This window comes from Betaproteobacteria bacterium (assembly GCA_016720855.1).
Lineage (GTDB): Bacteria > Pseudomonadota > Gammaproteobacteria > Burkholderiales > Usitatibacteraceae > FEB-7.
In genome coordinates this window covers 986,273-1,005,057 of the sequence record JADKJU010000001.1, presented here as the reverse complement: position 1 = coordinate 1,005,057, position 18,785 = coordinate 986,273, and the positions used below count along the sequence as shown (strand labels likewise).

The following is an 18,785-nucleotide window of genomic DNA, read 5'->3' as shown; positions in this document are numbered from 1 at the left end:
CGGACCATGAAAGCCCTCGCTCCGGTCCCACGCAACTCACGACACTTTCGTCCACTCCTGGGCGCCGCGCTTGCCATCGCCGCATTGGGTGCGAGCGCCGACGATGCCCTGAAGCAGGCGATCGGGGGCACACACCGCACACCCGCCTTCGTCGCGCGCGATGCCGTTCGCAAGCCCTACGAGGAACTTGTGTTCTTCGGCACCCGACCCGACGCGACGGTGGTGGAAATTTCTCCGGGAGGCGGCTACTGGACGGAAATCCTGGCCCCTTACCTGCGCGACCGGGGGACGTTCTACGTGGCCCAGTTTCCGCTGGAGTCCGTGAAGGGGCGAGCGGGCTACGAACGGGCGCACCAGGCCTTTCTCGACAAGCTCGCCGGGGACAAGCCGGTATACGGCCGCCTGACGGTGACCGCCTTCGCGAAGGGCTACTACGACGTGGCCCCGCCCGGGTCGGCGGACTTCGTTCTCACCTTCCGCAACCTGCACAACTGGATTGCGGGTGGCTACGCGGACGAGGCGCTGCAGGCCTTCCATCGCGCCCTGAAGCCCGGCGGCATCCTCGGCATCGAGGACCACCGCGCCCCCACCGACCGGCCCCAGGATCCGAAGGCGAAGGACGGGTACGTGCGCGAGGACTACGCGATCGAACTGGCGAAGCGCGCCGGCTTCGAGTTCGTGGCGCGCTCGGAAATCCTGGCCAATCCGCGGGATACGAAGGACTATCCGCAAGGCGTCTGGACGCTGCCGCCGACGCTGTCGCTCAAGGACACGGATCGCGCGAAGTACGTGGCGATCGGGGAGGCGGACAACTTCGCGCTCAAGTTTCGCAAGCCCTTGCCCTGACGCCCGGGCGCCGTCAGTCCGCGGGCAAACCCGCGGCGTCGTACAGCCCCTCGAAGAGGATCGAGCTCAGGTAGCGTTCGCCGGAGTCGGGCAGGATCACCACGATCGTCTTGCCGGCGTTTTCCGGGCGCTTCGCCAGGCGAACGGCCACGGCGGCGGCGGCCCCGCAGGAGATGCCCGAGAGAATGCCTTCCTCGCGGGCAAGTCGCCGCGCGTAGGCGATGGCCTCCTCGTTCGTCACCTGCTCGACGACGTCCACGAGGGACAGGTCCAGCACGTCGGGCATGAAGTTCGCGCCGATGCCCTGGATCTTGTGCGGGCCTGGCTTGAGCGGCTCCCCGGCGCGCTTCTGCGTCATGAGCGGGCTCGCGGCCGGCTCCACCGCGACGGAGGTGATCGCCTTGCCGCGCGTCATCTTGATGTAGCGCGAGATGCCCGTGATCGTGCCGCCGGTGCCCACGCCCGAGACGAGGATGTCGATTGCCCCACCGGTGTCCTCCCAGATCTCCGGTCCCGTCGTGGACTCGTGGATGGCGGGGTTGGCGGGATTCTTGAACTGCTGCAGGAGCACGTACCTGCCGGGATCGGATGCGGCGATCTCCTCGGCCTTCGCCACGGCGCCCGCCATGCCCTTGGCGCCTTCCGTGAGGACGAGCTTCGCGCCGTAGGCGAGCAGGAGCTTGCGCCGCTCGATGCTCATCGAGTCGGGCATCGTGAGCGTGATCGGGATGCCGCGCGCGGCCGCCACGAACGCGAGCGCGATGCCGGTGTTGCCGCTCGTGGGCTCGACGATCTCCTTGCCCGGCCCCAGCAGGCCGCGCTTCTCCGCGTCCCAGACCATCGCCGCGCCGATGCGGCACTTCACCGAGTAGGCCGGATTGCGTCCCTCGATCTTGGCGAGCACGGTGGCCGGTGCGCCGTCGGTAACGCGGTTCAGGCGCACGAGCGGCGTGCGGCCGATGGAAAGGGAATTGTCGGCGAACCAGGCGCTCATGGCCTTCTCCTCGGTATTCAGCACTGCGCCCACTGGGCGCTGTAGGTCGAGAGTTCGCGCACGACCGCGCGCCCCTCGACGCCGGACTTCGCGCGGTCTCCCATTTCGAGCTCAAGGCGGAAGCCGAACTTCTGGAAGAACATGTTGAACATCTCGCCGCCGAACGTGCCCACCGCGGTGAATTCGTCCTTGCTCGCATCGTGCTCGAGGAGGATGGTCGCGAGCGGCTGGGGTGCCGGTCCCGACACCACGCGCGCACCGGCCGAAGGGTCATAGACGCTGCGATCCGAGCAGCAGGTGATCACCTTGCCGGGGCCGGCGACGGGGCTGGGGGCGTCGCGGTAGCCGATGAAGCTCACCTGCCGCGTGGGGTAGGTGAGCTTGTGCGCGCAGATGGCCGAATAGGCGACGAGGGTCTTCTCCGGCCCCACGCCGCCTTCCCAGCGATAGAGGCCGCCCGCCTCGGTCCTGAGGTCGATCCCGCCGGCGGTGGGCTTCGACAGGCGCAGCAGGAAGCAGGGCGTCGCCGCGAACGGATACTCGAAGACGTAATTGACGCCGGCGCGCAGGGATTCGGAGCGGACGGGTTGCCCGCGTTCCTCCACGAGCAGGGCACGCGGGTAGAGGCGAGCCTTGAGCGCGGCGGCCTGCGCCGCGGTGGGGAGGGTGGCCGTCGCCGCGGTGGCGGCGCAAAGTTTCACGAAGTCGCGTCGTTCCATCCTGCCAAAGATAACCGAAAAGGGGTCTGTCCCCTTTTCTTAAAATGGGGACAGACCCCTTTCCCGCGAAGCCCGTCCCTTCCTCAGTTGCCGTTGGCGACCGGCTTCACGCGGAACCACGCGGCGTAGAGGGCGGGCAGGAACACGAGCGTGAGCACCGTGGCCACCAGCAGCCCGCCCATGATCGCGACCGCCATCGGGCCGTAGAAGGCACTGCGGGTGAGCGGGATCATGGCGAGCACCGCCGCCGCGGCGGTGAGCATGATGGGCCGGAAGCGGCGCACGGTGGAGTCCACGATGGCGTCCCAGGGCTCGCTGCCCTCGCGGATGTCGTGGTCGATCTGGTCCACGAGGATCACCGAGTTGCGCATGATCATGCCGGCAAGGGCGATCGTGCCCAGCATCGCGACGAACCCGAAGGGCATCCGGGAGACGAGGAGGGCCGCGGTCACGCCGATGAGCCCCAGGGGCGCGGTGAGCGCCACCATGGCGAGGCGCGCGAAGCTCTGCAGCTGCAACATGAGGGTGGTGAGCATGACCAGCACCATCACCGGCGCCACCACCGCGATCGAGCGCTGGCCCTTGCCGGCGTCCTCGATGGCGCCGCCGGTCTCGATGCGATAGCCGATCGGCAGCCGTGCGCGGATCGCTTCCAGCTTCTCGTTGACCTGCGCGCTCACCGCGGGCGCCTGGATCCCGTCCCGGATGTCGGAACGCACCGTGATCAACGGCGTCCGGTCGCGCCGCCAGAAGATGCCCTGCTCGAAGCCGGAGCTGATGCGCACAACCTGGGCGAGCGGCACTGTCCTGCCGTGCCCGACGGGGACCGCGAGATCCTTGAGCAGGCTCACCATCTGCCGCTCGGCCACGTTGCCGCGCACCACAACGTCCACTTGCTTGTCCTTCTCCCGCCAGGACGTGACCGCCTGCCCCGAGACCACCGTTCCCACGTACTGCGCGAGCTCCTGCGTCGAGATTCCGAGCACGCGCGCGCGGTCCTGGTCGATCGCAAGCCGGATCACGCGGCTCGCCTCCTCCCAGTCCACGTTCACGTCGTGCGTCCATGGATTGGCGCGCATGATGCCGGCCACCTCGTTGGCGATCGCCCGGATCGCTTCCTTGTCCTCGCCGATCACGCGGAACTGGACGGGAAAGCCCACGGGCGGGCCGTTCTCGAGCCGCGTGATACGGCCGCGAATCTCCGGGAAATCCTCGTCGAATTGCCTGAGCAGGCGGGCGCGCACGATCTCGCGGGCCTCGTTGCTCTTCGTGTTCACCACGAACTGGCCGAAGTTCGCGTTCACGAGCTGCTGGTCCAGCGGGAGAAAGAAGCGCGGGCTGCCGCTGCCGACGTAGCTCACGAAGTTGTCGATGTTGTCCTTGTACGCGGGCTGCGTCATCAGCAGCTGCTCGAGCTTCGCCACCTGCGCCTGCGTTGCCGCCAGGGACGAGCCCTCGGCCAGGCGGATGTCCACGATCAGCTCCGGCCGGTTGGCGGGCGGGAAGAACTGCTGCTGCACGAAGCGGAAGCCGAAGACCGACAGCGCGAACACCGCGAGCGTGGCGCCGATCACGATCCATCGGTTCGCGACACTCCAGTTCACGAGGCGGCGGAAGCGCAGGTAGAAGGGCTTGCGCCACACGGCGCCTTCGTCCGGGTGGGCGCCCGACCGGTGGAAGTCGGGCAGCAGCTTGTAGCCCAGGTACGGAACGAAGAGGACCGACACGACCCAGGAAACGAGCAGCGCGATGGTGGTCACCGCGAACATCGAGAACGTGTATTCGCCGGTCGAGGAGCGAGCAAGCCCGATGGGCAGGAACCCGGCGGCCGTGACGACCGTGCCGGTGAGCATCGGCATCGCGGTGGAGGTGTAGGCGAAGCTCGCGGCGCGCACGCGCTCCCAGCCCTGTTCCATCTTCACCACCATCATCTCCACGGAGATGATCGCATCGTCCACCAGCAGGCCCAGCGCGATGATGAGCGCGCCCAGCGATACCTTGTGCAGGTCGATGCCCGCCTGGTACATGAAGAGGAAGGTCACCGCGAAGGTGAGGGGGATGGAGAGGGCGACGATGAACCCCGTGCGCAGGCCCAAAGACAGGAAGCTCACGAGGAGCACGATCGCGACCGCTTCCGCAAGCGTGCGCGTGAACTCGCTCACCGAGCGCTTCACCGCGTTCGGCTGGTCGTTCACGCGGTCGAGCTCCAGGCCCACCGGCAGTTCCGCCTTGATGCGATCCACCTCGGCGTCGAGCGCGTGGCCCAGCGCGATGATGTCGCCGCGCGGCACCATCGAGACGGCCACGCCCAGCGCGTCGCGGCCCATGAAGCGCATCTTCGGCTGCGGCGGGTCGGAGTAGCCCCTCGCGACGGTCGCGAAGTCGCCCACGCGGAAGAGCCGCCCGTTGGCGCGGATCGGCAGGTTGCGCACGCTCTCGACCGAATCGAGGGCGCCGCTCGTGCGGATGTAGATGCGGTCGGTGCCGGTCTCGAAGCTCCCGGAGGAGGCCACCGCGTTCTGCTGCGAAAGCGCTGCGAAGACGACAGCGGGATCGATGCCGAAGGTGGTCAGCTTCGCGTTGGAGATCTCGACGAAGATCTTCTCGTCCTGCTCGCCGACCAGGTCGACCTTGGCCACGTCCTTCACGCGCAGCAGGTCGGCGCGGACGCGGTCGGCGGCCTCCTTGAGCTGTGTGTAGGTGAAGCCGTCCCCGGTGATCGCGTAGATGTTGCCGAACGTGTCGCCGAACTCGTCGTTGAAGAAGGGCCCCTGGATTCCCGCCGGGAGCAGGGCGCGGATGTCGCCCACCTTCTTGCGCACCTGGTAGAAGGTCTCCCTGATCTCGTCGGGGCGCGAGGAGTCCTTCACGAAGACGAAGACCACGGATTCGCCGGGCTTCGAGTAGCTGCGCAGGTGGTCCAGCCGCGGCGTCTCCTGCAGCTTTTTCTCGATGCGGTCGGTGAGCTGGCGTTCGACCTCGTCGGCGGACGCACCGGGCCAGTTCGTGCGCACCACCATCAGCTTGAACGTGAACTCCGGGTCCTCGGCCTGGCCCAGGCGCAGGTAGGAGCCCGCGCCGATGACGGCGAGCACGATCATGAAATAGAGCACCAGCGACTGGTGCCCGAGCGCCCATTCCGAAAGATTGAAGCGGTGGACCATTGCCGGGGCTTCAGCGCGGGGCGGCAGCGCCGGGGCGCGGCGCGCCGGCGATGCGCACCGGCTGGTCCGCGCGCAGCTTGTGCACGCCCGCGGCGACCACCACTTCGCCGCCGGAGAGTCCCGAGAGGATGGTCGCGCCGTCCTCGCGGTACTGCCCCACCTTCACCTCCCGCGACTTCACGCGGGAAGTCTTCGGATCGACGATCCAGACCGAGGCCGAGTCGCCGCTTCGGACGAGCGCCGTGAGCGGGAGGACGACGAGGCTTGCATCCGCCTGCTGCTTGAACGCGATCGTGGCGCTCATGCCCACACGCGCGCCGGGCGGGACGCGCGGCGCGGAGACTCGCACAGTGAAGGTCCGGGTCACCGCATCGGCGCCGCCGGCGACCTCGCGCACGCGTCCGGGGAACGGCGTGCCCGGATCGGCCCAGAGGAATACCACGACGTCCTGACCGGGCACGAAGCGCGCGACCTGGCTCTCCGGCGCGTTGACGACGATGTCCATTTCACCGTCGCGCGCCAGGCGCAGCACCGGTTGGCCCGCGGCCACGACCTGCCCCGGCTCGGCGGCGACCGAGACGATGATGCCGTCGGCGTCGGCGGCGAGAGTCGCATAGGCTTCCTGGTTGGTGGAGATCGCCGCCTGCGAGCGTGCCTGCTCCACGCGCGCGCTGGCCGCGGCGTAGGCGGCCTGGCGGGCATCCCAGGCCGACTGGCTGATGAACTTCTTCGCCAGCAGGTCCGTGGCGCGGTCGAATTCGGCCTTGGCCAGCGCATGGTCGGCTTCGGCCGAGGCGAGTTGCGCACGCGCCGCTTGCGCGGCGAGCCTTGCGTCCTGGGGATCGAGGCGCGCGAGTGCCTGGCCCTGCTTCACCCGCGCGCCGGCGTCCACGGCGCGCGAGGCGATCTTGCCGCCGGTCCGGAAGGCGAGGTCGGTCTCCACGCGCGCGCGCACTTCGCCGGAATACACGTCCCGCGTCGAGGCGGCCCCGGGCACGACGGTCACGGTGAGCACCGGGCGGATCGGGTCCTCGGCCTTCGGTTCGTTGCCGCAGGCGGAGAGGAGGATGGCCAGGACCACGGCCAGGGACAGGGCTCGGGTCATCGCGATCTCCTCTTCGCGGCGCGCACGGGATCGCCGCCCATCGTCCCGGTCCACAGCGCGCGCAGCGCCTGGTCGAGCTCGCGTTCATAGTCGCGCTTGAACATGGCGAGCTCGGCGTGTTCCATGGCGGTGCCGAAGCGCTCGATGGGGTGCAGGAGCTGCCATAGCCCCACGATGAGGCCATAGGCGTGCTGCAGGAACGTGACGCCTCCGCCTTTCGGGAGTGCGGCGAAGCGGCGTTCGAGGGACGTGCCGGCTGCGCCGAGCGCCTGCCCGACGCGAACCTTGAAGGCGACCGCGACCTCGGTGGGAATGTCGCGGTCCATGAGGCCGAAGCAGCGGCTCGCGAGCGCCAGGTAGCCCGGCGCACGCACGAGGTGGTCGCGGGTCGCGCGCCACACCTCGTCGAAACCGACCGGGCCGGGGCCCTCGAGCACGCGCATGAGCTCCGCGAAGAAATGCGCGACATGGCGCTCGTGGAGGCTCAGCAGCATCTCCTCCTTGCTCGGGAAGTACAGGTACACCGTCCCTTTGGCCACGCCGGCGGATTCCGCGACTTCGGCCACGCTCGCCATGCGGTCCGGGTGCTTGATAAAAAGCGCCTCGGCGGCGTCGAGGATCGCGTGGCGGCGTTCCTCCTTGTCCTCCAGGGCGATGGCGCGTTGCCTGATAGCCATAAATGACTCGCGGTCAGTGAAGGCGCACATTAACTGACTCGCGGTCATTCGTCAATGAAAAGGGGGGCAGGCCCCCTTTTCCTACACGAGGCCTTCGAGAAACTGGACTTCCACCGTGGCGCCCGTCTCCACGTTGCCCACCGCGTCGCCGAGGATGATGAAGCAGTTGGCTTCGCTCATGGACTTGAGGATTCCCGATCCCTGATCGCCGGTGGGCCTCACGGTCCAGCCGCCGTCGGGTCCTCGCGACAGGACGCCACGCTGGAACTCCGTGCGCCCGGGCGCCTTGCGCAGCGGCGCGGAGCAGGTCGCCGGAAACGTCGGGAAGGGCGGGACGGGATCCACGCCCATGAGCCGCAGCAGGGCTTCGCGAACGAACTGGTAGAAGGTGACCATCACCGAGACGGGATTGCCCGGCAGCCCGAAGAAATGCGCGCCGCCGATCTTTCCGTACGCAAGCGGCCGGCCCGGCTTCATGGCGATCTTCCAGAACACGATTTCGCCGAGCCGGTCCATCAGGCTCTTCACGAAGTCGGCTTCCCCGACCGAGACTCCGCCGCTGGTGATGACGACGTCCGCGTTGGCAGAGGCTTCCCGGAACGCCTTTTCGAGAAGCAGCGGGTCATCCCGGACGACACCCATGTCGAGGACCTCGCACCCCAGGCGCTGGAGCATGCCGTGGATCGTGTAACGGTTGGAGTCGTAGATCTCGCCTTCGCCCAGCACCGAGCCGACCGACTTGAGTTCGTCCCCGGTCGAGAAGAACGCAACGCGCAGCGGTCGGACGACGCTTACTTCCCCGATGCCCAGGGAGGCCAGGAGTCCCAGTTCCGCCGGACGCACGATGCGCCCCTTCAGGAGCGCGAACGCGCCGCGCTTCAGGTCCTCGCCTGCCTCGCGCACGTTCTGGCCCGCCTTCTGTCCGGCGGCGAAGGTGACGGTCTTGCCGGCGGCCTGCGCGCGCTCCTGCATCACAACCGTGTCGGCGCCCTCGGGAACGACTCCTCCGGTCATGATGCGCACGCACTGCCCGGCCCCGACCCGGCCCGCGAAGGGGCGGCCGGCGAAGGAGGCGCCGATTTCCTCGAGCGTCGCCTGGGCATCGATCTTCAGGTCCGCGCCGCGCATCGCCCAGCCGTCCATCGCGGAATTGCGGTGCGAGGGCACGTCCACCGGGGAGATCACGTCCTCGGCGAGCACTCGGCCCAGCGCGCTCCTGATCGGTACGCGCAGTGCGGTCGTGATCGGTTCCATGAACTGGTGGATGAACGCGCGAGCCTTGTCGACCGGCATGGAGTTCGGATCGTAGTCGTCGGCGCAGGAAGCCTGCGCGATGGTGAGCTTGGTCATGTCGGCTTCTCGAGGCCCGCGAGTTCGTCGCGGGTGTTGATGTTGGCGAAAGCCTCCGGCTCGTCGTCGAAGGCGACCTCCACCGCGCCGAGCGCGGCGTACCACTTGTCGATCTTGCGCTGGCCCGAGGCGAGGAAGGCGCGCAGGGAATCGTGGGTTTCGCGGCGCATCAGGCAGAAGACGGGATGGGGCTGGTCGCCCGTCTTCGCCACCGCGATCTGCGCGCCGCTGGCTTCAAGCGCCTCGCGCAGGCGGCGCACGAGATCCGCGGGCAGGAAAGGAGAATCGCAGGGCACCGTGGCGACCAGCTTGCCCGAGGCGTGGGCGAGGCCGCGCTCGAACCCGGCCAGCGGGCCCGCGAACCCGGGGATCTCGTCGGCAATGACGCGATGGCCGAATCCCGCATAGGCCTCGGGATTGCGGTTGGCGTTCACCAGGATCTCGCCGACCTGGGGGCGAGCCTTGCGATCACGTGCTCGACGAGGGGCCGGCCGCGAAACGGCGCTAGCCCCTTGTCCACGCCGCCCATGCGGCTGCCCTGGCCGCCGGCGAGCACGAGTCCGGTCACCTCAAACATCGGGGAGGGCGTGGAAGGGCGCCCAGGCGGGCCGCTCCGCCGGGAAGGAGTTCACCGTCGGTTCGCGGTCGACCGGGGTGACGAAGAGGGCGAGCGGCAGGTGCACTTCGTCGGCCCAGGTCCCGTGCGACGATTCGAAGGTGAGCCGCGTTCCGCACGCGCCGCAGAACCGGCGGACCGTGCCGCGCGACGAATCGTAGTCGCGCAGCAGTTCCGCGCCTTTCGAGTAGCGCACCTGCGCCCGCTTGAAGCCGATCCAGGTGACCACGCCCGCCGCGTGCGTCGTCCGGCAGCTCCAGCAATAGCAGTGCGCGCAGAATCGCGAGGGGAACATCGCCACGATCTCGACGCCGCCGCAGTGGCAGCGCGCGATGGCGCTGCCGGGTACGGGGGCGGTCATGGCGCGCCGGCCGCCGGCCGCACGAGCCGCTCGCCCCCGGTGAAGAGTAGATAGCGGCGGTTGACCGCGCGTCCGATGAGGGTGATGCCGACCTTCGCTGCGATGTCGTGCCCCATCTTGGTCAGGCCCGAGCGCGACACCAGGAACGGGATCCCCATCTGCGCGGCCTTGATCACCATCTCCGAGGTGAGGCGGCCGGTGGTGTAGAAGACCTTGTCGCCACCCTCCACGCCCTCGAGCCACATCCAGCCGGCGATCGCATCGACGGCGTTGTGGCGCCCCACATCCTCGACGAAGGTGAGGATCTGCGCGCCCTGCGCGAGCGCGCAGCCGTGCACGGCGCCCGATTCCTTGTAGATCGTCTCGTGAAGGCGCACGTTGTTGAGGAGCCCGAAGAGGGTCTCCTCCTCCAGGCGCGCGTCGGCCGGCAGGCGGATCGACTCGATGTCCTCCATGAGGTCGCCAAAGACGGTGCCCTGGCCGCAGCCCGTGGTGGCCGTGCGCCTGCTCGTGCGCGCCTCGAGCTCGGGGAGCCCACTGCGCGTGGTGACGGCGACCGCATTGACGTCCCAGTCGACGTGCACGGAGGCGATCTCGTCGATGGACCTGATCAGGCGCTGGTTGCGCAGGAAGCCGATGGCGAGCGCCTCGGGCGCGGCGCCCAGCGTCATCATCGTGAGGATCTCGCGCTTGTCGACGTAGAGCGTGAGCGGATGCTCCCCGGCGATCGGCGTGGGCTTGAGGCTGCCCGTCTCGTCGTGCGCGTCGACCATGAAGGTCGCGGGGCGGGCGGCGCTGGAAAGCCGGGGGCGCTCGGCCATGGCCGGTTCAGCGCACCGGGCGGGCGCCCCGCGTGCGGAAGAATCGGGGGCTTTGCGCCGCTGCCTGCCCAAAAAAACCCTTCCCCCCCCCCCCCCTTCCGCTACCCGCCGATGAAGGACATTTCGACCTTGCGCCCGCGCGCCGTCTCGGCAGTGCGGATTTCCGAGTAGCGGTCCTCGCGGCGCTGCCAGATGGCGGCGATGGCGCGCGAAAGATCCTCGTCGGAGCCACCACCGCGCAGGATCGACTTGAGGTCGTAGCCCTGGTCCGCGAACAGGCACGTGTAGACCGAGCCGTCGGTGGAGAGCCGCGCGCGGTTGCACGAGGAGCAGAAGGCCTCGGTCACGCTGGAGATGATGCCGAACTCGCCGGCGCCGTCCTTGTAGCGCCAGCGCTTCGCCACCTCGCCGAAGTGGTTGGGGTTCGTCGGCTCGCAGGGGAAGGCCTCGTTGATGCGCCTCACGATCTCCGCGCTCGGCACCACGTCGTCCATGCGCCAGCCGTTGGTCGCGCCCACGTCCATGAACTCGATGAAGCGCACGATGTGTCCGGAGCCGCGGAAATGGCGTGCCATGTCGACCACCTGGCCATCGTTGGTGCCGCGCTTGACCACCATGTTCACCTTGACCGGCGCGAGGCCTTCCGCCGCGGCGTGGTCGATCGCCTCGAGGACCTTCGCGACGGGGAAGTCGGCGTCGTTCATGGCGCGAAACGTCGCGTCGTCCAGGGAGTCGAGCGATACCGTGATCCGCCGCAGGCCCGCGGCATGAAGCGCGCGCGCCTTCTGCTTGAGGGCCGAGCCGTTGGTCGTGAGCGTGAGGTCCACGCCGGGCAACGCGGCCGAGAGCATCGCGACGAGGTCCTCGACGCCGCGGCGCAGCAGCGGCTCGCCGCCGGTGAGGCGGATCTTGGCGATGCCGTGGCCGTGGAAGACGCGCGCGGTGCGCACGATCTCCTCGAAGGTGAGAAGGGCGGCGTGGGGAAGGAATTCGTGGTCGGCGTCGAACACGTCCCGCGGCATGCAATAGGTGCACCGGAAGTTGCAACGATCCGTCACCGAGATGCGCAAGTCGCGCAGGCCCCGCCCCTTCGCATCGGCGAGCGGGCCGGAAGTGGGGTCGCGCAGCAGGGGCGGTATCGCGAGGCCGCGGCGCAGGTTCGCGACGGGAATGACGGGCTTTGACATCGGGCGCGGGGAGTCCTGGAGCGTGCCGGGCGAGGATAGCATGGGCCCGAGCGGAGAATCCCCACGCACACTGGGGCTACACCGATTCCGCTATAGTCGCCCGATGAGCCAAAGTCCCGTCCGGCATGTCTGCGTCGTCCTCGAGCGCACGCCCGTCGAAAGTCGCTGGGCAACGCATCAATGGCAGGCCGTCAGCGCAATGCCCGACGTGGGCGGGGAGCCGCGCGTGCTGCTCGACCGCGAAGGCCTGCTGCAGAAGGCATTTCCGGGGTTCCCGGTCTACCTGCACCGCGACGAGGCCGAGGGCTACTACCTCAACATGAGCAGCGGCGAGCCCTGCGTGTTCGTTTCCGTGCGCACGGACGAGGAAGGGGCCGACCCCTATCCGTTCCAGGTGACGGCCTCCTACAACGAGGCCGCCCGCTGGATGGACGGCGGGGAGCGCGTCGACAAGGCCGCGATCGACCTCGAGTTCGCAGCGTGGATCGGGGAGTGGGTCGAGGCCAATTACCGTCCCGAGCCGAAGGAGCGCATCCGGCCGAAGTCCTTCAAGGGTAAAGAGGGGCGCCTGCGCGAGCGGGGATGACGATGGCGGCGGACGATAATTTCCTGTCGCGGTGGTCGCGCCGGAAGACCGAGGCCAGGACCTCGCCTGAAGATTCCCCGGCGAAGCCGACGCAGGCCCCGGCCACCCTCCCGGCGGGCGGCGCGGTGTCTTCCGGCGCGACGGTGCCGGGCGACGAGACACCGTTGCCTCCGGTCGAGTCGCTCACTCCCGAATCGGACTTCGCGCCGTTCATGGCGCCCGACGTCGATGGGAACGTGCGACGGCAGGCGCTCAAGACCCTCTTCGGTGACCCGCGCTTCAACGTGATGGACATGATGGACGTCTACGTGGACGACTACTCGAAACCCGATCCCCTGCCGGAATCGTGGCTGGCCAGGATGGACTCGGTGTCCTGGCTGGGCGACAAGGCGGGCCGGGACCGCGAGGAGGAGGAAAAGCGCCGGGCGCTGGAAGAGGCGCAAGCCGGCGCGCTGATTGCCGATCAACGCATTGATATCCCGGCCGATCCGGTGATCGCTCCGGATCAGGCCGACGCATTGCCGCCTGCGGACGGCGAGAAGGCGGAAGCCTCGCCTATCTCCCCACGGAATATGCGGGAATCGGAGCCGTAGCACTCGGTCCGGGCGATGCAACTGTTGTATACTTCGCTTCATATTCGAATAAAGGCAGATCGCCGCAGGTTGCGGCGAGATTCTCCCCTGAAGTCCAACCCCGAGAGGAGCGTCGGCGACGCGCGCCGCCGACGGTCGAGCGACACGGAATGACGTTCGAAAACGAGGCGGAAGGGGCCGTGGTCGATACGGTGCCCGACCCGCAAGACGCCACAATCCCCAACCCCGGAGAATTCGAATCCCGGGGGTGGACGGCGCGATCCCTCGATTGCACCCCGAAGATTCGCGCGCTCGAAGCGCTGTCCGGCCTCCCCCCCCCTGATCCACTGCCCAGCGTTTCCTACGCCTCGAAAGGCAACGCGCTCGTGATCGGCAGCGACGCTCGCGCGGTGGCCGCCGCCGTCCGGCTTGCGGCATCGCTGCCCGTCACGCTCTTGCTGACCTCGCGCCCATCCGCGCAGGCCGCGGCCCTGGCGAATTCGGACCTGGGCGCGACCGCATTTCCGATCTGGGGCGGCAAGGTCTCCGCCCTCAAGGGATATCTCGGCAACTTTTCCGTCACGCTCTCGGATGTCGCCTTCGTGCGCGAATCCGGCACGCGTGCCTTGCCCGGCGCGGCCGGCGCGGTGTTCGACCTCGTGGTCGACTTCTCCGATCCGCCGCTTTTCGGGCACCACCAGCCGCCGCAAGGTTACTGGCGAGTGTCCGGCGAAGCTTCTCTGGATCTCGCCTTGGCGGAGGCGCCCGAAGCGGTGGGGGAATTCGACAAGCCGCGCTACTTCGCCTACCGCGAGAATCTTTGCGCGCATTCGCGATCGGGTATCCAGGGCTGTGACAAGTGCATCGAGGTGTGCTCGACGGAGGCGATCTCGACCGACGGCGATCACGTCAAGGTGGATCCCCATCTCTGCATGGGTTGTGGCGCGTGCGCATCGGTGTGCCCTTCGGGCGCGATGAGCCTCCAGTTTCCGCGCGTGGCGGACCGCGGCGTCCAGTTCAAGGCGCTGCTCGCGGCCTACCGCGCGGCCGGCGGGCGGGATGCCTGCATCCTGTTCCACAACGGCACGGACGGCCGCGATCTCCTGGCGCGTGCCGCCGGGTCCGGCGGCGGCTTGCCCGCCCGCGTTATCCCGCTCGAATCGTGGCACGTGGCGGGCGTCGGCATCGACCTCCTGCTGGGCGCCGTTGCGCTCGGCGCGAGCCAGGTGGTCGTGCTCTCGGCCGGATCCGAGGCGCCGGAGTATTCGCGCTCGCTGCGCGAACAGATGGCGCTCGCCCAGTCGATCGTCTCGGGGCTGGGTTATGCCGGACGACATTTCGAGTTCGTCGAGTCCGGCGACGCCGGCGCGGTGGTCGAGGCGCTGGATGCGCTTGCGACCGCAGCGACGCCCGCGGTGGCGGCGACATTTGCCCTGTCCAACGACAAGCGTACGGCGGTGGAATTCGCCGTCGAGCACCTCGCGAAGCACGCGCCCGTTCCGGTTTCGGAAATTGCGCTCGCTCCCGGCGCGCCATTCGGCGAGGTCCGGGTCGACAGCGAAAAGTGCACGCTGTGCCTTGCCTGCGCGGGGGCGTGCCCCGAATCGGCACTGATGGATGGAACCGAGTCGCCCATGCTCAGGTTCCTCGAGCGCAATTGCGTGCAGTGCGGGCTGTGCGAGCGCACTTGCCCCGAGAATGCCATCTCGCTGGTGCCGCGGCTGCTGCTCGCGCCCTCGGTGCGCGAGGCGCGTGTCCTCAACGAGGCGCAACCCTTTCATTGCGTCTCCTGCGGCAAGGCCTTCGGCACCAGGCAGATGGTCGACGCGATGCTCGGGCGCCTGGCGGGTCACTCGATGTTCGCCGGCGGCGCAGCCCTCAAGCGCCTGCAGATGTGCGCCGACTGCCGCGCCGTCGACATGATGTCCAACACGAATGAAGTCTCGGTGCTGAGACTCTAGGCATGGAAACTGTCCTCGCTCGCGTCGAAGTCCAACGCCTGGTGGCCGCCGAGGAGGCGGCGCGCGCCGACTTCTACGCGCTCCTGGCCACGCTCTTCCACCATGCGCCGGACGGGAAGCTCCTGCGCACGCTATCGCTTGCGCCGCCGATGGAGGGGGGCGATGAACGCCTCGCACGCGCCTGGGGGCAACTCGTCGCCGCTTCGGGCGCCATGGATCCGGTGGCCGCCGCCGAGGAGTACGAGACGCTCTTCGTCGGCATGGGAAAGGCGAAGGTGTCGGTCTACGCGGCGTATTACTTCGACGGGGCGAGCGCCGTCGACCACCCGCGCGTGCGCATCATCGAGGACCTCGCGGCCCTTGGACTGGCCCGCAGCCCGGGGGCCTGCGAACCCGAGGACCATTTCGCCGGCCTGTTCGACGCCATGCGCGTTCTGGTGGCCGGCGGCGCAGGCCGTGCGCCGGCGAGCATCGCGCAGCAGAGGCGGTTCTACGAAACGCACTTGAAACCGGTGGCGGGCCGTTTCCTCGCCGCGGTTCAGGATGCCCCGGACTCGAATTACTATCGCAGGGTCGCAGCCGTCGGCGAGGCTTTCGTCGGCATCGAAGACGAGTCGTTCAACCTGGATTGAATTCTCAGGCAACAAGCGAAAACAGGAGGCGTGACATGAACAACGAGATGAAGCCGAACAGCCGCAGGAAATTCCTGCTTCACGCGAGCCTCGGTGGCGCCGGCGCCGCCGCGGCAGTCGTCGCGGGCCAGAAGATCGCCACGGGGGAGCAAGCCGCTCCCGCCGCCGACAAACCGCGGGGCTATCACGTCTCCGAGCACGTCCTGAAGTACTACAAGACCACGCAAATCTGAGGAGGCCGACCATGCTGCTCAACCGCAAATCCGAAGGCCGGGCCGAGCGTACCAATCCGCTTTCCCGCGCCATGGGCGCCCTCGGGGCGAAGACCGTCGACCGCCGCGCCTTCCTCAAGGGGACCGGCATCACCGCCGGCGCTGCCGCGTTCGCGAGCCAGCTGCCGCTCAACATGATCGGCGAGGCCAACGCCGCCGCCGCGGGCAAGGGCAAGGCCGAGGTGAAGCGCACGGTCTGCACCCACTGCTCCGTCGGCTGCGCCATCGACGCGGTGGTGCAGGACGGCGTGTGGGTCCGCCAGGAACCGGTATTCGAATCGCCACTCAACCTCGGCGCTCACTGCGCCAAGGGGGCATCGGTGCGCGAGCACGGCATGACCGAGCATTCGCACCGGCTCAAGTCCCCGATGAAGCTGGTCGACGGCAAGTACCGCAAGATCACCTGGGAACAGGCCATCAACGAGATCGGCGACAAGCTGCTCGCGATCCGCAAGGAAAGCGGCCCCGACGCGGTGTTCTGGCTCGGCTCCTCCAAGCACAGCAACGAGCAGTCCTACATGTTCCGCAAGTTCGTGTCGATGTTCGGCACGAACAACATGGACCACCAGGCGCGCATCTGCCACTCGACCACGGTCGCGGGCGTGGCGAACACCTGGGGCTACGGGGCGATGACCAACTCCTACAACGACCTGATGAACACGAAGTGCATGTTCTTCATCGGGTCCAATGCGGCCGAGGCCCATCCGGTCTCGATGCTGCACTGCCTGCACGCCAAGGAGCTGGGCGCGCGGATGATCGTGGCCGATCCGCGCTTCACGCGCACCGCGGCGAAGGCGGACCAGTACATCCGCTTCCGCTCGGGCACCGACGTGCCCCTGCTCTTCGGCATGCTCTACCACATCTTCAAGAACGGCTGGGAGGACAAGCAGTACCTCCACGACCGCGTCTTCGGCATGGAGAAGGTGCGCGAGGAAGTATTGAAGAAGTGGACGCCGGACAAGGTGACCGAGGCCTGCGGCGTTCCCGAGGCCGAGGTCTACGCGGCCGCCGAGGCCATGGCGAAGAACCGCCCGTCCACCATCATCTGGTGCATGGGCCAGACGCAGCACTCGATCGGCAACGCGATGGTGCGCGCGAGCTGCATCGTGCAGCTGGCGCTCGGCAACGTCGGCGTCTCCGGCGGCGGCACGAACATCTACCGCGGTCACGACAACGTGCAGGGCGCGACGGACGTCGGCCCCAACCCCGACTCGTTGCCGGGCTACTACGGCATCGTCGCGGGGTCCTGGAAGCACTGGTGCCGCGTCTGGGGCGTCGACTACGACTGGATGAAGTCGCGTTTCGCCTCGCAGGCGATGATGGAGAAGCCGGGCATGACGCTCTCGCGCTGGATCGACGGCGTGACGGAGAAGAACGAGCTCATCGACCAGGACAGCAACCTTCGCGCCGTCATCTACTGGGGGCACGCGCCGAACTCGCAGACGCGCGGCCTGGAGATGAAGACGGCCATGGAGAAGGTCGACCTGATGGTCATCGTCGACCCGTACCCCTCGGCCTCCGCCGTGATGCCCGACCGCAAGGAGGGCGTGTACCTGCTGCCGGCTGCGACGCAGTTCGAGACCAGCGGCTCGGTCACGGCGTCGAACCGTTCCATCCAGTGGCGCGAGAAGGTGATCGAGCCGCTCTTCGAGTCGAAGCCCGACCACACGATCATGTACGCCTTCGCGAAGAAGTTCGGTTTCGAGAAGGAGTTCGTGAAGAACATCAAGCTGGTGAAGGACAAGGACGGCTGGGACGAGCCGCTCGTCGAGGACATGCTGCGCGAGATCAACGCCGGCACCTGGACCATCGGCTACACGGGGCAGTCGCCCGAGCGGCTCAAGGCCCACATGCGCCACATGGATGCCTTCGACCCGAAGACGCTTCGTTGCACGACGTCCGTCGTCGACAAGGAAACGGGCTACGACCTGTCGGGCGACTACTTCGGCCTGCCGTGGCCCTGCTACGGCAACGCCGCGCTCAAGCACCCGGGCTCGACCAACCTATACGACACGTCCAAGCACGTGATGGACGGCGGCGGGAACTTCCGCGCCAACTTCGGCATCTCGCGCGACGGCGTGTCGCTCCTGGCCGAAGACGGCTCGTGCTCCAAGGGCGCGGACATCACGACGGGCTACCCCGAGTTCGACCACCTGCTCCTGAAGAAGCTGGGCTGGTGGAGCGAGCTCACGCCCGAGGAACAGAAGGAGGCCGAGGGCAAGAACTGGAAGAACGACCTTTCCGGCGGCATCCAGCGCGTGGTCCTCAAGAACCACGGTTGCCATCCGTTCGGCAACGCCAAGGCGCGTGCCGTCGTTTGGAACTTCCCGGATGCGATTCCGCTGCACCGGGAACCCATCTACTCCAACCGCCCGGATCTCGTCGCCAAGTACCCGACGCACGACGACAAGAAGACGTTCTGGCGGTTGCCTACGCTCTACAAGACCGCGCAGCAGAAGAACATCGCCGAAAAGGTGCACGAGAGATTCCCGATCGTGCTTACCTCCGGGCGCCTGGTCGAGTACGAGGGCGGCGGCGAGGAGACCCGTTCCAACCCGTGGCTCGCGGAGCTGCAGCAGGAGAACTTCGTGGAGATCAACCCGAAGGACGCCGAGGCCCGCGGCATCAAGTACTGGGACTTCGTCTGGGTCGGCACGCCCACCGGGGCACGGCTCAAGGTACGCGCGCTGGTGACCGAGCGGGTCGGGCAGGGCGTGTCCTGGATTCCATTCCACTTCGCGGGCTGGTGGCAGGGCAAGGACCTGCTGGACAAGTACCCGGACGGGGCGGCGCCGATCGTCCGGGGCGAGGCCGTGAACACCGCGACGACCTACGGCTACGACTCGGTCACGATGATGCAGGAGACGAAGACCACCCTGTGCCAGATCGAGCGCGCCTAGCGCACCGCCACGGATAGAGGAG

At 68.1% G+C, this 18,785-nt stretch carries 16 protein-coding genes and 1 pseudogene; 7 read left to right on the top strand and 10 right to left on the bottom strand.

The window, feature by feature from the left end; all coding sequences use genetic code 11:
• Window positions 1-6 precede the first annotated feature (6 nt).
• Window positions 7-846 carry a class I SAM-dependent methyltransferase gene (locus IPP91_04470; protein ID MBL0141321.1) on the top strand — a complete coding sequence of 280 codons (840 nt, stop codon included), beginning with the start codon at window positions 7-9 and terminating at the stop codon, window positions 844-846.
• A gap of 13 nt (window positions 847-859) precedes the next feature.
• Here the strand turns inward: IPP91_04470 and cysK are convergent, their stop codons facing one another.
• The 10 genes and pseudogenes from cysK to moaA all read right to left on the bottom strand — a co-directional run bounded on the left by cysK (window position 860) and on the right by moaA (window position 11,840).
• Window positions 860-1,840, bottom strand: a complete 981-nt coding sequence (gene cysK / locus IPP91_04465; protein ID MBL0141320.1) for a cysteine synthase A — start codon at window positions 1,838-1,840, stop codon at window positions 860-862.
• 17 nt (window positions 1,841-1,857) lie between these two features.
• The gene (locus IPP91_04460) at window positions 1,858-2,559 is read right to left on the bottom strand and encodes a twin-arginine translocation signal domain-containing protein (GenBank protein MBL0141319.1); all 702 of its coding nucleotides are present in this window, start codon (window positions 2,557-2,559) and stop codon (window positions 1,858-1,860) included.
• 83 nt (window positions 2,560-2,642) lie between these two features.
• Window positions 2,643-5,723, bottom strand: coding sequence for an efflux RND transporter permease subunit (locus IPP91_04455; protein ID MBL0141318.1), 3,081 nt, complete (start codon window positions 5,721-5,723; stop codon window positions 2,643-2,645).
• Window positions 5,724-5,733: 10 nt separating this feature from the next.
• Window positions 5,734-6,828: an efflux RND transporter periplasmic adaptor subunit gene (locus IPP91_04450; GenBank protein MBL0141317.1), complete on the bottom strand. Its 1,095-nt coding sequence runs from the start codon at window positions 6,826-6,828 to the stop codon at window positions 5,734-5,736.
• Window positions 6,825-7,505, bottom strand: coding sequence for a TetR family transcriptional regulator (locus IPP91_04445; GenBank protein ID MBL0141316.1), 681 nt, complete (start codon window positions 7,503-7,505; stop codon window positions 6,825-6,827). Before IPP91_04445 ends, IPP91_04450 begins: the two co-directional genes overlap by 4 nt.
• A gap of 81 nt (window positions 7,506-7,586) precedes the next feature.
• Window positions 7,587-8,855 carry a molybdopterin molybdenumtransferase MoeA gene (locus IPP91_04440; GenBank protein ID MBL0141315.1) on the bottom strand — a complete coding sequence of 423 codons (1,269 nt, stop codon included), beginning with the start codon at window positions 8,853-8,855 and terminating at the stop codon, window positions 7,587-7,589.
• A pseudogene (mobA, locus tag IPP91_04435) lies at window positions 8,852-9,432 on the bottom strand (molybdenum cofactor guanylyltransferase). The gene IPP91_04440 and the pseudogene mobA overlap by 4 nt, the downstream one beginning before the upstream one ends.
• A complete protein-coding gene (locus tag IPP91_04430; protein MBL0141314.1) occupies window positions 9,425-9,832 on the bottom strand; it encodes a GFA family protein in 408 nt (135 codons plus the stop codon). Before IPP91_04430 ends, mobA begins: the two are co-directional and overlap by 8 nt.
• Window positions 9,829-10,653 carry a formate dehydrogenase accessory sulfurtransferase FdhD gene (locus tag IPP91_04425; GenBank protein ID MBL0141313.1) on the bottom strand — a complete coding sequence of 275 codons (825 nt, stop codon included), beginning with the start codon at window positions 10,651-10,653 and terminating at the stop codon, window positions 9,829-9,831. The genes IPP91_04430 and IPP91_04425 overlap by 4 nt, the downstream gene beginning before the upstream one ends.
• A gap of 101 nt (window positions 10,654-10,754) precedes the next feature.
• Window positions 10,755-11,840, bottom strand: coding sequence for a GTP 3',8-cyclase MoaA (moaA, locus tag IPP91_04420; protein MBL0141312.1), 1,086 nt, complete (start codon window positions 11,838-11,840; stop codon window positions 10,755-10,757).
• A 103-nt stretch (window positions 11,841-11,943) separates the two neighbouring features.
• On the opposite strand from moaA, the gene IPP91_04415 reads away from it, so the two are divergent.
• The 6 genes from IPP91_04415 (at window position 11,944) to IPP91_04390 (ending at window position 18,763) form a co-directional block, all read left to right on the top strand.
• Window positions 11,944-12,426: a DUF3305 domain-containing protein gene (locus tag IPP91_04415; protein ID MBL0141311.1), complete on the top strand. Its 483-nt coding sequence runs from the start codon at window positions 11,944-11,946 to the stop codon at window positions 12,424-12,426.
• 2 nt (window positions 12,427-12,428) lie between these two features.
• Window positions 12,429-13,019, top strand: a complete 591-nt coding sequence (locus tag IPP91_04410; GenBank protein MBL0141310.1) for a DUF3306 domain-containing protein — start codon at window positions 12,429-12,431, stop codon at window positions 13,017-13,019.
• A gap of 149 nt (window positions 13,020-13,168) precedes the next feature.
• Window positions 13,169-14,959: a 4Fe-4S binding protein gene (locus IPP91_04405; protein MBL0141309.1), complete on the top strand. Its 1,791-nt coding sequence runs from the start codon at window positions 13,169-13,171 to the stop codon at window positions 14,957-14,959.
• Between the two features lie 2 nt (window positions 14,960-14,961).
• Window positions 14,962-15,591, top strand: a complete 630-nt coding sequence (locus tag IPP91_04400) for a molecular chaperone TorD family protein (GenBank protein MBL0141308.1) — start codon at window positions 14,962-14,964, stop codon at window positions 15,589-15,591.
• A 35-nt stretch (window positions 15,592-15,626) separates the two neighbouring features.
• Window positions 15,627-15,824, top strand: coding sequence for a twin-arginine translocation signal domain-containing protein (locus IPP91_04395; protein MBL0141307.1), 198 nt, complete (start codon window positions 15,627-15,629; stop codon window positions 15,822-15,824).
• Between the two features lie 11 nt (window positions 15,825-15,835).
• Window positions 15,836-18,763, top strand: coding sequence for a molybdopterin-dependent oxidoreductase (locus IPP91_04390; protein ID MBL0141306.1), 2,928 nt, complete (start codon window positions 15,836-15,838; stop codon window positions 18,761-18,763).
• The last annotated feature ends 22 nt before the right edge of the window (window positions 18,764-18,785 follow it).

Coding starts and splice junctions, on each gene's coding strand:
- IPP91_04390 (MBL0141306.1), top strand. CDS start 15,836: ATGCTGCTCAACCGCAAATCCGAAGGCCGGGCCGAGCGTACCAATCCG.
- IPP91_04455 (MBL0141318.1), bottom strand. CDS start 5,723: ATGGTCCACCGCTTCAATCTTTCGGAATGGGCGCTCGGGCACCAGTCG.
- IPP91_04460 (MBL0141319.1), bottom strand. CDS start 2,559: ATGGAACGACGCGACTTCGTGAAACTTTGCGCCGCCACCGCGGCGACG.
- IPP91_04470 (MBL0141321.1), top strand. CDS start 7: ATGAAAGCCCTCGCTCCGGTCCCACGCAACTCACGACACTTTCGTCCA.
- IPP91_04400 (MBL0141308.1), top strand. CDS start 14,962: ATGGAAACTGTCCTCGCTCGCGTCGAAGTCCAACGCCTGGTGGCCGCC.
- IPP91_04425 (MBL0141313.1), bottom strand. CDS start 10,653: ATGGCCGAGCGCCCCCGGCTTTCCAGCGCCGCCCGCCCCGCGACCTTC.
- IPP91_04410 (MBL0141310.1), top strand. CDS start 12,429: ATGGCGGCGGACGATAATTTCCTGTCGCGGTGGTCGCGCCGGAAGACC.
- IPP91_04405 (MBL0141309.1), top strand. CDS start 13,169: ATGACGTTCGAAAACGAGGCGGAAGGGGCCGTGGTCGATACGGTGCCC.
- IPP91_04415 (MBL0141311.1), top strand. CDS start 11,944: ATGAGCCAAAGTCCCGTCCGGCATGTCTGCGTCGTCCTCGAGCGCACG.
- IPP91_04395 (MBL0141307.1), top strand. CDS start 15,627: ATGAACAACGAGATGAAGCCGAACAGCCGCAGGAAATTCCTGCTTCAC.
- moaA (MBL0141312.1), bottom strand. CDS start 11,840: ATGTCAAAGCCCGTCATTCCCGTCGCGAACCTGCGCCGCGGCCTCGCG.
- cysK (MBL0141320.1), bottom strand. CDS start 1,840: ATGAGCGCCTGGTTCGCCGACAATTCCCTTTCCATCGGCCGCACGCCG.
- IPP91_04430 (MBL0141314.1), bottom strand. CDS start 9,832: ATGACCGCCCCCGTACCCGGCAGCGCCATCGCGCGCTGCCACTGCGGC.
- IPP91_04450 (MBL0141317.1), bottom strand. CDS start 6,828: ATGACCCGAGCCCTGTCCCTGGCCGTGGTCCTGGCCATCCTCCTCTCC.
- IPP91_04440 (MBL0141315.1), bottom strand. CDS start 8,855: ATGACCAAGCTCACCATCGCGCAGGCTTCCTGCGCCGACGACTACGAT.
- IPP91_04445 (MBL0141316.1), bottom strand. CDS start 7,505: ATGGCTATCAGGCAACGCGCCATCGCCCTGGAGGACAAGGAGGAACGC.